12 protein-coding genes are annotated in these 12,912 nt (G+C 59.9%); 6 read left to right on the top strand and 6 right to left on the bottom strand.

What is annotated here, in order from left to right; translation table 11 throughout:
• The first annotated feature begins 215 nt into the window (after positions 1 to 215).
• Together aroQ and J2W17_RS20200 are read left to right on the top strand one after the other, a co-directional pair.
• Entirely contained in the window at positions 216 to 656 is a 441-nt protein-coding gene (aroQ, locus tag J2W17_RS20205; RefSeq protein ID WP_307338190.1) for a type II 3-dehydroquinate dehydratase, read from the top strand.
• A gap of 5 nt (positions 657 to 661) precedes the next feature.
• Positions 662 to 1,516 (top strand): shikimate dehydrogenase, encoded by an 855-nt coding sequence (locus J2W17_RS20200; protein WP_307338186.1) that lies wholly within the window; start codon positions 662 to 664, stop codon positions 1,514 to 1,516.
• A 149-nt stretch (positions 1,517 to 1,665) separates the two neighbouring features.
• Here J2W17_RS20200 and J2W17_RS20195 read toward each other — a convergent pair whose 3' ends face one another.
• Both J2W17_RS20195 and quiC read right to left on the bottom strand, forming a co-directional pair.
• The gene (locus tag J2W17_RS20195; RefSeq protein ID WP_307338183.1) at positions 1,666 to 2,343 is read right to left on the bottom strand and encodes a TetR family transcriptional regulator; all 678 of its coding nucleotides are present in this window, start codon (positions 2,341 to 2,343) and stop codon (positions 1,666 to 1,668) included.
• A gap of 102 nt (positions 2,344 to 2,445) precedes the next feature.
• On the bottom strand, positions 2,446 to 4,347 hold the full coding sequence (quiC, locus tag J2W17_RS20190) for a 3-dehydroshikimate dehydratase QuiC (RefSeq protein ID WP_307338180.1): 1,902 nt from the start codon (positions 4,345 to 4,347) through the stop codon (positions 2,446 to 2,448).
• A gap of 591 nt (positions 4,348 to 4,938) precedes the next feature.
• Here quiC and J2W17_RS20185 point away from each other — a divergent pair.
• Positions 4,939 to 6,273 (top strand): MFS transporter, encoded by a 1,335-nt coding sequence (locus J2W17_RS20185; RefSeq protein ID WP_307338177.1) that lies wholly within the window; start codon positions 4,939 to 4,941, stop codon positions 6,271 to 6,273.
• A 150-nt stretch (positions 6,274 to 6,423) separates the two neighbouring features.
• Here the strand turns inward: J2W17_RS20185 and J2W17_RS20180 are convergent, their stop codons facing one another.
• On the bottom strand, positions 6,424 to 7,302 hold the full coding sequence (locus tag J2W17_RS20180) for a DMT family transporter (protein ID WP_307338174.1): 879 nt from the start codon (positions 7,300 to 7,302) through the stop codon (positions 6,424 to 6,426).
• Positions 7,303 to 7,473: 171 nt separating this feature from the next.
• Positions 7,474 to 8,250: an IclR family transcriptional regulator gene (locus J2W17_RS20175; RefSeq protein WP_307338171.1), complete on the bottom strand. Its 777-nt coding sequence runs from the start codon at positions 8,248 to 8,250 to the stop codon at positions 7,474 to 7,476.
• Between the two features lie 216 nt (positions 8,251 to 8,466).
• Between J2W17_RS20175 and ypfJ (J2W17_RS20170) the strand changes: the two genes are divergently transcribed.
• From ypfJ (J2W17_RS20170) to J2W17_RS20160, 3 genes are all read left to right on the top strand, one after another.
• Positions 8,467 to 9,333, top strand: a complete 867-nt coding sequence (ypfJ, locus tag J2W17_RS20170) for a KPN_02809 family neutral zinc metallopeptidase (RefSeq protein WP_307338168.1) — start codon at positions 8,467 to 8,469, stop codon at positions 9,331 to 9,333.
• Positions 9,334 to 9,481: 148 nt separating this feature from the next.
• Positions 9,482 to 10,372 carry a KPN_02809 family neutral zinc metallopeptidase gene (gene ypfJ, locus J2W17_RS20165; protein WP_307338165.1) on the top strand — a complete coding sequence of 297 codons (891 nt, stop codon included), beginning with the start codon at positions 9,482 to 9,484 and terminating at the stop codon, positions 10,370 to 10,372.
• Positions 10,372 to 11,331 carry an alpha/beta hydrolase gene (locus J2W17_RS20160; protein WP_307338162.1) on the top strand — a complete coding sequence of 320 codons (960 nt, stop codon included), beginning with the start codon at positions 10,372 to 10,374 and terminating at the stop codon, positions 11,329 to 11,331. The genes ypfJ (J2W17_RS20165) and J2W17_RS20160 overlap by 1 nt, the downstream gene beginning before the upstream one ends.
• Before the next feature lie 71 nt (positions 11,332 to 11,402).
• Here the strand turns inward: J2W17_RS20160 and J2W17_RS20155 are convergent, their stop codons facing one another.
• Both J2W17_RS20155 and tesB read right to left on the bottom strand, forming a co-directional pair.
• Positions 11,403 to 11,996 (bottom strand): HAD family hydrolase, encoded by a 594-nt coding sequence (locus J2W17_RS20155; protein ID WP_307338157.1) that lies wholly within the window; start codon positions 11,994 to 11,996, stop codon positions 11,403 to 11,405.
• Positions 11,993 to 12,862 carry an acyl-CoA thioesterase II gene (gene tesB / locus J2W17_RS20150; protein ID WP_307338154.1) on the bottom strand — a complete coding sequence of 290 codons (870 nt, stop codon included), beginning with the start codon at positions 12,860 to 12,862 and terminating at the stop codon, positions 11,993 to 11,995. The genes J2W17_RS20155 and tesB overlap by 4 nt, the downstream gene beginning before the upstream one ends.
• Positions 12,863 to 12,912: the final 50 nt, after the last annotated feature.

Below are 12,912 nucleotides of genomic sequence, written 5' to 3'. Positions count from 1 at the left end.
AAGCCGGCTCCTACACAGATCGGTGGCGTTCACCGATCTGGCGTTCACTGAAGATCCCTGTGCCGCAGGCTGCGTTCTTTTGCGTATGTTCGATCACCGCACACAAAAACTGCAGACGTCTGCTCTGCAATTGACCAAATTAACCATCTGGTACATTTTATCTCTACAGGCCGAAACGCTTGGCCGGTTCCAAAAATAATAAGTGGAGAATAGCGATGCCCCCTATCGTCCTGGTGCTTAACGGCCCCAACCTGAACATGCTCGGCACCCGGGAACCGGCGACATACGGTCACGAAACCCTGGCCGACGTTTCGGCATTGTGCGCACGTGCCGCTGAAGAGTTCGGACTGGCGGTGGAGTTTCGCCAGACCAATCATGAAGGCGAACTGCTCGACTGGATTCACGCCGCCCGCGGCCGTTGTGCGGGGATCGTCATTAACCCGGCGGCCTGGACACACACCTCGGTGGCAATCCGCGATGCCCTGGTCGCCAGCGAACTGCCGGTGATCGAAGTCCACCTCTCCAACGTCCATGCCCGAGAGCCGTTCCGGCACCACTCCTTCGTTTCAGCCATTGCCACCGCCGTAATGGCCGGTTTCGGCAGCCATGGTTACCGCCTGGAGCTGGAACATTTCAGCCTGCGGTTGAAGGGGTGAACGCCATGATCCAGAACAAGACCGTATTGGCCGGACTGATCGGTGCCGGCATCCAGGCTTCCCGCACCCCGGCACTGCACGAACAAGAAGGCGATGCCCAGGGTTTGCGTTACCTCTATCGCCTGATCGATCTCGACCCGCTGAGACTCGACAGCAGTGCCTTGCCCGACCTGCTGTTGGCAGCCGAGCGAATGAACTTCACCGGTCTGAACATCACTTTTCCGTGCAAACAGACCATCATCCCGCTGCTCGACGAACTGTCGCCGGAAGCGCGCGGCATCGGGGCAGTCAACACAGTGGTACTCAAGGACGGCAAACGCATTGGCCACAACACCGATTGCCTGGGCTTTGCCGAAGGTTTTCGCCGTGGCCTGCAGGGCGTTGCCGTTGAACGGGTGGTGCAAATGGGTGCAGGCGGTGCAGGCGCAGCGGTGGCCCATGCGTTATTGAGCGAAGGCGTAAAGCTGCTGAGCATTTTTGATGTGGATACTCGCCGCGCGCAATCGCTGGCGAACAACCTCAATCAACACTTCGGTGCTGGCCGCGCGGTCGCCGGGCAAGATCTGCAGAGCACCCTGGCCGAGGCCGACGGTCTGGTGAACACCACGCCCATGGGCATGAAAAAACTGCCGGGCACGCCGGTTCCTGTGGAGATGTTGCGAGCAGAGCTGTGGGTGGCGGAGATCGTCTATTTCCCGCTGGAAACCGAACTGCTGCGCAGCGCCCGCGCCTTGGGCTGCCGGACACTGGATGGCGGCAACATGGCAGTGTTTCAGGCGGTGAAGGCGTTTGAATTGTTCAGCGGCGTAGTGCCGGATGCGCAGCGGATGCTGGCGCATTTTCAGTGTATGAATGGTTGAGACCTGAGGCGGAAACTATTCTGTGGCGAGCGAGCTTGCTCCGGGCGGCGATCCGACGCTTGAGTGCGCAGCACTTACAAAATAGCTGACTCTGCCCAGCATTTTTGGGCCGCTGCGCAGCCCACTGCAAGCAAGCTCGCTCGCTACAGTCAGGCCTGCAGGTAGCGCAACACCGACTCGCAGATCATCTCCCGATGACGTTGCTTGATGCTTTCGTCCGGCAAGTCGATCTGGAAAATCTCACCGAACGTATGGCGGTTCGACACACGATAGAAGCAGAACGAACTGATCAGCAGGTGGACATCCAGCGGATCGAGCCCCGCGCGGAACACCCCCTCCTCGGCCCCGCGACGCAAAATCTCGCCCAGTGAATCGAGGATGGTGTTGTTCATCGCCTTTATCGCATCGGAGCGTTTCACATAGTCGGCGTTGTGAATGTTCTCGATGCAGACGATACGCACGAAATCGACGTTGCGATCATGATGATCGAAGGTGAATTCGACCAGCCGGCGAATCGCCTCCACCGGCGCCAGCTCCGCCAGGTGCAGACGGTTTTCTGTGCAGCGAATATCGCCGTAGAGTTTCTCCAGCACCTCGACGTAGAGCTGTTCCTTACTGTGGAAGTAGTAATAGATCATGCGCTTGGAGGTTTTGATACGCTCGGCGATCGCATCGACCCGAGCGCCGGAAAGCCCCTGCTGAACGAACTCTACAATGGCTTCTTGCAGGATGTTCTCGCGGGTCTTTTCCGGATTGTTCTTGCGGCTCTTGCGAGGCTCTGCAATAGGTTCGTCGGGCGCTGCTGAGAGTTCTGAAGTTATTGTCATTGCGGGCTCACGGCCGTCACTGCACAGGCTGGCGATTATGGGCCGCGCCGCACAGTGAAGGAAGCCGCGCGGCAGCGGTTTAACCCCGCGTTTACGAATTTCCTACAACTTTGCCTGACGGATGGCACCGCTGCGCGATTTGGCCATGGCTGCCAGCCGGACCGCCACATTGGCCGCACCGTAACCGGCGTAGCCATTCTTGCGCTGGATGATTTCAAAAAAGAACCGTCCTTCAAAAGGTTCGGTGTACACATGGAACAGCTCACCACCCTGGGCGTCGCGATCGTAAAGCACGTTGTAGTACGCCAGTTCGCTGAGGAACTCGTCGTCGAAATCGAAGCGCGCCGCCAGGTCATCGTAATAATTGAGCGGGATATCCAGCAGCGGCACACCTGCTTCTTTGGCACGGCTGACCTCGGCAAAGATATCGTCGCAATCAAAGGCGATGTGATGCACACCGGAGCCGCGATAACTCGACAGCGCGTGTGAAATCGCGGTATTGCGGTTTTCGGAAATGTTCAGCGGCAAGCGGATCGAGCTGCAGCGGCTACGCAACGCCCGGCTCTTCACCAGGCCATAGGGGTCGGGCAGCACCACTTCATCATCCGCTTCGAAATCCAGCAGGCTCTTATAGAACAGCACCCAGCTGTCGAGGCTGTCGGCCGGCAACGCCATGGCCATGTGGTCGATGCGCTTGAGCCCCCCGCTGGCCACGGAGGCAGGTTGCAAATTGAAATCGGTGCCATAGACGTCGGCGTCCTGGTCCACCAGATAAATCAGGCTGCCATCCGGTGCGCGTACGGCGGCCAGCTCCAGTTCGTTGGGCCCGACCAGTCCGCGATAGGGCTGACCTTTGTAAGCCACGGCCCGGGCCAGCGCGCTCGCGCTGTCCTTGACCCGAACAGCGGTAGCGCACAGCGATGGACCATGAGCTTCGAAAAAGCTGTGGGCGAACGAATAAGGCTCGGAGTTGAGGATCAGGTTGATATCGCCCTGGCGCAACAGGCTGACACTCTTGGAGCGGTGTTGCCCGGCCTTGACGAAGCCGAGCCGCTCAAGCCAATGGGAAAGCTTGGCCCCAAGGCTTTCGTCTACCGCGAACTCGAGAAACTCGATTCCGTTGTATTCGCAGGCTGTGGGTGTCTCGAACAGGATATCGACGTTGGCCGGGATTGTGGCTTCCTGGGCCAGACGCTCGCGGGTTTTCTCCTCCAGGTACAGCAAGGAACGCAGACCGTCGGCGGCGTTGGCCCGGGGCGGGGCAGCGCGAAAACCATCGTTGAAGATCTCCAGCGACAACGGCCCGGTGTAGCCACTCTTGATGATCGGAGCGAGGAAACCTGGCAAGTCGAACTCGCCCTGCCCTGGGAAACAACGGAAATGCCGGCTCCACTCCAGCACGTCCATGGCCAGGATCGGTGCGTCGGCCATTTGCACAAAGAAAATCTTGTCGCCGGGAATGTCGGCGATAGCGCTCGGATCGCCCTTCAGCGAAAGCGTATGGAAACTGTCCAGCAACACGCCCAGACTCGGGTGATCCGCCTGACGGACGATGTTCCACACCTGTTGCCAGGTGTTCACATGCCGGCCCCAGGCCAGTGCTTCGTAACCGATCCGCAGGCCACGGGCACCGGCGCGTTCAGCCAGCAGACGCAAGTCGTCGATGAGGATCTGTTCATCACCGATGGAGTCGGCCGAGGCGTTGCTGCACACCAGCACCAGGTCGGTACCCAGTTCCTGCATCAAGTCGAACTTGCGCTCGGCCCGTTCCAGATTACGCGGCAGCCGGTCGCGGCGGCAGCCTTCGAAATCACGGAACGGTTGAAACAGGGTGATGGCGATCCCGAGATCGGCGCACATCTGTTTGATTTCCCGCGGGCTGCCGTCGTAGTAAAGAAGGTCGTTCTCGAAAATCTCCACACCATCAAAACCGGCGGCGGCAATGGCTTCGAGTTTTTCCGGTAGGGTACCGCTCAAGGACACGGTGGCAATGGAACGCTGCATATGTCGACTCCCGGTGGTGGAGACAGTTTTGTTAGTGGCATCTCACGCTTTTTGCAGGAGCCCGGCTTGCCGGCGATGGCGATCTCGCGGCCGCTATCGCCGGCAAGCCGGGCTCCTACAGGGATCGCGTTTAGCTTTGAGTGAATTATTGGCTGCGTAATCTCACACAGCAATTCAAAGTGTACTATCCAGTTAGTTTTGCGTGCGATTATCGAACACAATGGCGGTTAGCGAATTGACGATTTTTCGTCCACTGCGCAACATCGACATCACATTGAGTCCGGTCATGAACCGGTCTCGGTCACCAGAAGACCCAGAACACCACATAAAAATTTCAAAAAAACGGGTAGCCGCTCATGCACTCATTCAACGCCTTGTTCCCTCGCTCGAATTCTCATACACCCTGCCTGGCGTCCATCCAAACGTCTCGTGCCTCAGGCCGAACCGTGCCGCTCGCTGAAAAACGCGCTTTCTTCAGCTGACCAAAGCACCTCAGCCGATCAATCGCCCCGCGTCCAGCGCCACCGATTGATCACGCGCCCTTGAAGTCCCGACGAGCTTCGCTTGTCACTCATTGAACGGATGGCACAGATGATTCCTTCTCAGAGTTCACGCATGGCTCCGGCCATCGGCACCGCCGGCGGCATCGGCGACAAGATCCGCGGCGCCATGGCGGTCGGCAAAACCCGTTGGGGCATGCTGGCGCTGGTGTTTTTCGCCACCACCCTGAACTACATCGACCGTGCCGCACTGGGCGTGATGCAGCCAATCCTCGCCAAGGAAATGAGCTGGACGGCGATGGACTACGCCAACATCAACTTCTGGTTCCAGGTCGGCTACGCCATCGGTTTCGTGCTGCAGGGCCGGCTGATCGACCGGGTCGGCGTGAAGCGGGTGTTCTTCTGCGCGGTACTGCTCTGGAGCCTGGCCACAGGCGCCCACGGCCTGGCCACATCGGCGGTCGGTTTCATGGTCTGCCGCTTCATCCTGGGCCTGACCGAAGCTGCCAACTATCCGGCCTGCGTGAAAACCACGCGATTGTGGTTCCCGGCCGGCGAACGTGCCGTCGCTACCGGCATCTTCAATGCCGGCACCAACGTCGGGGCGATGTTCACGCCAATGCTGCTGCCGCTGATCCTCCACGTGTGGGGCTGGCAGGCCGCGTTCCTGTGCATGTCGGCACTGGGCGGGATCTGGTTGCTGTTCTGGGGCTTGAAATACTTCAACCCGGAGGATCACCCAAGCGTTAAACAATCGGAACTGGACTACATCCAGAATGAAGTCGAACCGGAACAGACCCGCGTGCCGTTCTCGAAAATCCTGCGCATGCGTGGCACCTGGGCTTTCGCCCTCGCTTATTCGATGACCGCGCCGGTCTTCTGGTTCTACCTCTACTGGCTGCCACCGTTCCTGAATCAGCAATACAACCTGGGGATCAACGTGACCCAGATGGGTATCCCGCTGATCATCATCTACCTGACCGCCGACTTCGGCAGCGTGGGTGGCGGCATCCTGTCCTCGTTCCTGATCGGGCGCGGAATGAACCCGATCAAGGCGCGACTGCTGTCCATGTTCCTGTTCGCCTGCTGCATCATCGGCGTGATCATGGCGGCAGGCTCCAGCAATCTGTGGGTCGCCGTGGCCGCCATCTCCCTGGCCATCGGTGCGCACCAGGCCTGGACGGCGAACATCTGGAGCCTGGTCATGGACTACACGCCCAAGCACATGATGAGTACGGTGTTCGGTTTCGGCGGCATGTGCGCCGCCATCGGGGGGATGTTCATGACCCAGTTGGTCGGACACATCCTGACCATCACCAACAACAATTACACGGTACTGTTCACCATGATTCCGGCGATGTATTTCATCGCGCTGATCTGGATGTACTTCATGGCACCGCGCAAGATTCCTACCATCACCGATTAAAAGTCCGACGCAATCCCCCTGTAGGAGCGAGCTTGCTCCGGGCGGCGTTCCGACGATGGTCGTCAACGATAACGCTGCAAGCCTGACACCCCGCAGCGTTCTCAAGTCCATCGCGAGCGAGCTCGCTCCTACACAAATCGGTCAGCGTTTTTACCGACGGCTTTGTTGCCAGGCCGCCGCCAACCCGCTGCAGCAAATCACCGCGATCCCGACCACTGTGGTCAGGGTCGGCGTGTGGGCAAACAGCAGCCAGCCCAGCAGACCGGCAAAGACAATCTGGCAATAACCGAACGGTGCCAGCAGGGCGGGTGCGGCGTAACGGAAAGCCTGGGTCAAAAACAGATGCGCCGTCATCCCGCAAGCCCCCAGCGCCACCATCATGAAACCATGCCCAAGGCTCGGCACTTGCCAGAAGAACGGCACCAGCGCGCTCATCACCAGGGTGTTGCACAGACCGGCGAAGAAGTTGCTGGTGGTAGGGCTGTCGATATTACTGAGCTTGCGGGTGAGCAATTGATAGAAGCAGAAAAACAGGGCCGAGCAGAGCGGCAGCAACACGGCTGGGGTGAACAGGTCGCCGCCGGGGTGAACAATGATCACGACACCGATAAATCCGCAAATCACCGCGATCCATTGGCCACGGGTGACGTGCTCGCCCAGCAACGGCACCGACAGCGCGGTCACCAGGACCGGGGCGAGAAAGTTGACTGCCGTGGCTTCGGCCAGCGGGATGTACTGCAAACCGGTGGTGAAGAACAAACTGGTGCCCAGCAGGCACAATGCCCTGAGCAACTGCAGTAACGGCCGCCTGGTTCGCAGGACGCTCAGCCCGGATTGGGGCAGAAAAATCCCGGCCATCAACAAGGTGTGAATCAGGTATCGGGCCCAGACCACCATGATGATCGGGTAGAACCCAGAAAGAAATTTCGACAACGCGTCATGACTGGAAAACAGAAAGGTCGCGACGACGATCAGCATGATTCCCTTGAAGGGCTGATTGACGCCGGAAAGCGGAGTGCTGACGGTCATTGGGTTTCCTTACTTAAAGTCAAAACTTCACGGTTTATCTAACGCCATCTGCGCCTGTCGCAACCCTAAACAATTTAGAACCCAGTTCCAGATTCTTACACAAACAAGGATCGAAAGTGTTCGAACAACGCACACATTTGAGCGATTTGAAGAGGTGACCGTGTTCCGAGGTTAACCCAACAATTGCGATGCCTGACTCGCCGCGGATAATTCCTCGGTGTACTTCAACAACAACGGTGCCAACTCATGCAACCTCACCCCCGGCATCCGCGCGCTCGGGCCGGCAATACTGAGTACCCCGACCACCCGGCCATCACCCGGATGCCGTATCACCGCCGCAATCGCTGAGGTCCCCACCGCCGAGCTCTCCTCGACCCAGGCATAGCCCTGCTCCCGCGCCAACCGCAGGCGTTCCAGCAACTCGATGTTTGAGCGCGGAGCATTCGGCCCCAAGTCCTCCGGGCGGTCACTGGCTTGACGTTCCACCAGCGACAAGGCTTCGGCATCGCTCATGCTCGCCAGCCACGCATGCCCCGAAGCGGTATAGAACAAGGGCGCGTCGCGGCCCATATCCGGATCGTAGCGCAGACCGGAGCGGGCACCCTGGGATTTGGCAATCCAGGTCTGTCGCTCGCCTTCGATCACCCCCAGACGCACCAGCTCGCCGCTTTCCCGGGCCAGGCGATCGAGCACCGGCTGCACGATATCGGCGCCGCTGCTCGACAGATAACGGAACCCCAGGGCCACCAGCTTGGTGGACAGGTGATAACGCAAATTCTCCGGGTTCTGCCGTACGTAACCCAACCGAATCAGTTCGGCGAGCAGGCGATGGGTCGCACTTTTCGGGATATCGAGCTGCTCGGCCAGCGTCTGCATCGGCAGACCGCGGGGAACGCTGGTGAGATTTTCCAGCACATTGAACACACGTTCGATCTGACTGCCGGCCATTGGAGACTCCACGCAAAAATTTGCCCGATTCTAAAAGACAAAGTGCTCAATACAAAATCTGGAACCCGTGTCTGATGATCCCTCCTTTGGACGACCTGATGGTTGGCTGCCAGCGGCCTTTACTAATCCTTACACAATTCACCCACACTTCTTTGCAAGTGCGGTTATTCATGGATTCGGCGACACGCGCCCCACAATCAATGAGAGACCGCAACCATGTTATGGAACAAGGCAAGACGCAGTGACAACGTAAACGACACTCGCAAGGGCACGGATGCCCGCACACTGACAGGGAAAACGCTGGGCGCCGGACTGGCCGTCGTCGCACTGGCAAGCGCGGGACTTTATTCGACACAGGGTACGACACCGGACGAGGCTCCCCTCACTTCCTCGAACACCCTGAATCCGCCCGACGTTACCCTTTCGATCGACAGCGAGGACCGGCAACTGAAGTTTGTTCAGTCAATACTGGGCGACACCGAAGACACCTGGAAACAACTTTTTGCCCAGACGGGACAGCATTATCCGGAGCCCACGCTGACGCTGTTCCACAATGGCGTGGTCTCGGGATGCGGGTACGCCAGCTCCGCCAGCGGCCCGTTCTATTGCCCCGACAACCAGCAGGTGTACCTCGACCTGGCGTTCTTCGCCAAGCTGGAGCAGCAATTTTCAGTGGTCGGCGACTTCGCTCGGGCTTACGTCATCGCCCACGAAATCGGCCATCACGTGCAACTCGAACTGGGACTGTCCGAACCCTTGGAAAAAGCCTTGCTGGCCCAGCAACCCGTCACCGGCGATGGCGGCCTGGAAGTGCGTGGGGAGCTGCAGGCCGATTGCCTGGCCGGCGTCTGGGCGCACCATGCGCAACAACGCCTGGACTGGATGGAGCCGGGCGATATCGAAGCCGCCTTGCATGCCGCGGCAGTGTTCGGCGACGACAATCTGCAGCGCTCCGCCAATGACGGACCCCGGCCAGAGACGTTCAGTCACGGCACTTCGCAGCAGCGCGTGAAATGGTTCAAATCCGGTTTCGCCACCGGCCGGACCGACGCTTGCAACACCTTCGCCGCCGGGGATCTTTGACCCATCCGTCTATGAACAGGTCAATGTCGCCCCTGTATAGAACCGGCGCCGCTCAAGGCTGTCTGACGACCGGACTGGCGCCGCTCTCACACACCAGCAACACTCACCACCACGCGTCTTCATCAAGTTAGAAAAGAGGATCCCCCACATGCTATGGAAAAAAGGCCGACGCAGCGACAACGTGGTCGATGCTCGAGGCGATGACGTCGGTGGCGGTGGCGGGATGCGTTTCGGCGGCGGCAAGGGCCTGAGCCTGACGGCGATCGTGCTGATCGTCGGGATCGGCTGGCTCACGGGTCAGGATCCCTTGCAGATCCTCGGGCAGCTTACCGGGCAGATGAGCGAACAATCGGCGCCGGCTCCGACGCAAACCCGCAAGGCGCCGCCTGCCAATGACGAAGGGGCCGAATTCGTGCGCTCGATCCTTGGCGATACCGAAGACACCTGGAGACAGATTTTCCAGCAGGCCGACCGTCAATATAAGGACCCGACCCTGGTGCTGTTCAGCAACCGCGTCAACTCGGCATGCGGCCTGGCGACTTCGGCGACCGGTCCGTTCTATTGCCCGCCCGACCAGAAGGTGTACCTGGACATGAGTTTCTTCCAGGAGATGTCCCAACGCTTCGCTGCTGCGGGCGATTTCGCGCAGGCCTACGTGATCGCTCACGAAGTCGGGCATCACGTGCAGACCTTGCTTGGCGTTTCGGCAAAACTCGAGACCGCTCGCCAACAGGGCCGGCCAATGGAAGGCGACGGCGGTTTGCTGGTGCGCCAGGAACTCCAGGCCGATTGCCTGGCCGGGGTCTGGGCCCATAATGCCCAGCAGCGCCTGAACTGGCTGGAACCGGGTGACATCGAAGAAGCCTTGAACGCCGCCAACGCCATTGGTGACGATCGGCTGCAACAGCAAGGCCAGGGTCGCGTGGTGCCGGACTCGTTTACCCATGGCACGTCGGCGCAAAGGGTGCGCTGGTTCAAGACCGGATTCGCCCAGGGCCAGGTCGGCCAGTGCGATACCTTTGCGGCGAAAAACCTGTGATGAAAACGTGGTTGCTGGCTCTGCTGTTCACCTGCGCAAGCACCCAGGCTGCCGAGCATGGGGTCAAGGAACTGAGCCCCGGTCGCCTGCTGTTGACCTCGGGTGAGATCGCGGTGGGCATCGGCCCGGCGCCGACTAAAATCGAACGGGTGGTGATCATCATCCATGGCCGCCTGCGCAATGCCGAAACCTATCGCCAGACGGCGGAACACGCGGCTGAACAGGCAGGACAAAACGCGACCACCCTGGTGATTGCTCCGCAGTTTCTCAATGAGGCCGACATCGCGCTGCACCCTGTGGCTGACAGCGTATTGCGCTGGCAAGGCAATGACTGGATGGCCGGCGGCGTGTCCACCGCTCCGTTTAACCTGAGCTCTTACGCTGCACTCGACGAAGTCGTGGCCCGAATCGGCGATCGTCTACAGTTTCCAGATGTGAAGCAGGTCGTTATCGTCGGTCACTCCGGTGGCGCCCAGGTCGTTCAGCGCTATGCGTTGCTGGGTCACGATCAGCCCGAGCTCAAGGCGGCTGGCGTGCAGGTGCGTTACGTTGTCGCCAATCCGTCTTCTTACGCCTATTTCGATGAACGTCGGCCCGTGGCGTTCAGTCATGCCGGTTGCCCGGATTTCAATCGCTGGAAGTACGGGCTGGCGGATCTGCCCGCCTATGCCGAGGGGCGAACGCCCGCACAGTTGCAGGAAAGCTACGCCCAGCGTGACATCGTTTATCTGCTGGGGCAGCAGGACACCGACCCCAATCATCCGGCGCTGGATAAACGGTGTGAGGCAAAAGCCCAGGGGTCGAATCGATTGGCTCGCGGGCGCTATTATTTTGATTATCTGAAGCGGCTGTATCCTCAAGGGATGAATCAGCGGCTGATCGAAGTGCCCGGGGTCGGGCATGATGGGGATGGGATGTTTAATTCGCCTGAGGGGCAGAAGGCATTATTCGGTCAGTGAGTTTTTGTGGTGTCTGATCTGACGCCTTCGCGGGCAAGCCCGCGATGGCGGTGGATCAGGCACCCATTTCCTCAAGCCAAAAGCATCTGCCGCAACACCCCACAATCCACCGCATGCCAGTCCGTCAACTCCGGCCACGGATTATCCGGCAGATTCACCAGCACCGTCCGTGCCCCGGCCGCGCGACCGCAATCCAGATCGAAGCGATAATCCCCGACCATCACCATCTCGCTCGCCGGTACGTTCCAGGCCTTGGCCAGTTTCAGCAAACCGCCCGGATGAGGTTTGGGTGGCGCTTCATCGCGGCCCAGGACATCCTCCACCGCGAAGCAGTCGGCCAGACCGATCGCCTCCAGCGTGACGTGCGCCAGCTCACGGGCATTGCGCGTGAGAATGCCCAGGCGATAACCACGTCCGGCCAGCTCACGCACCAGCTCCACCGCACCCGGCGCCGCTTTCGAACCCAGCGCCAGGTCGCGTTCGTGTTCCAGCAACCAGGCGTGCTTGGCCGCCGCTTCTTCGGCTGGCAGCGCGGCGAGGTGAGTCAGGATGTCGTCTTCGGCTGGGATCGCCAACGCCACGCGGATTGCCGCAAAGTCATGCACAGCCACCGTCAGGGTGCCGTCCATGTCGAACACCCAGTGCCGCACCCCGGCCAGGCTCATACCCAGTCCTTGCGGTGACGAATCAAGCCTTCCTGGGTGACCGAAGCCACCAGTTGCCCGGCGCGATTGAACACGCTGCCGCGGGAGAAGCCACGGGAATTACCGGCCCACGGGCTGTCCATCGCGTATAGCAACCAGTCATCGGCGCGCAGGTCGGCATGGAACCACAGGGCGTGATCCAGGCTGGCGACCTGCATGTCCTTATGCCAGACCGATTTGCCATGGGGTTGCATCGAGGTGGTCAACAGATTGAAGTCCGAGGCGTAGGCCAGCAGGTATTTATGCAGCGCAGGGGAATCGGCCAGCGCACCGTCGGCGCGAAACCAGATGTACCTGATCGGATCGGACGGATTCGGGTTGTAGGGATCGTCCTCGGTCACCGGTCGGAATTCGATCGGTTTCGGACACAGCAATTTTTCGCGCATGTGCTCCGGGATCAAGTGCGCGCGCTGTTGGATGAGCTCAAGTTCTGTCGGCAGGTTTTCCGGACCGACCACTGTCGGCATCTCGGTCTGGTGCTGAAAACCTTCTTCGTCATACTGAAATGACGCGCTGCAGGTGAAGATCGGGTTGCCCTTCTGGATGGCCGTGACCCGCCGCGTACTGAAGCTGCCGCCGTCACGCACCCGGTCAACCTGGTAGACCACCGGCAACCCGGCATCCCCTGGACGCAGGAAATAACCGTGCATCGAATGCACATGGCGCGCCTCTTCGACGGTCTGGCTGGCTGCCGACAGGGACTGGCCGAGCACCTGTCCACCGAACAGCTGCCGAAAACCCAGGTCCTGGCTGCGACCGCGGAACAGGTTTTCTTCGATCGGTTCCAGGGTCAGCAAGTCGACCAGATCATCCAATACTTGGCTCATTCAGACGCTCCTCACACAACGCAATGCCGCGCAGTCTTGGCTGCGGCGGT

This window comes from Pseudomonas lini (assembly GCF_030812475.1).
GTDB classification, from domain to species: Bacteria; Pseudomonadota; Gammaproteobacteria; order Pseudomonadales; family Pseudomonadaceae; genus Aquipseudomonas; species Aquipseudomonas lini_A.
This window is presented reverse-complemented; position numbering and strand designations above follow the sequence as displayed.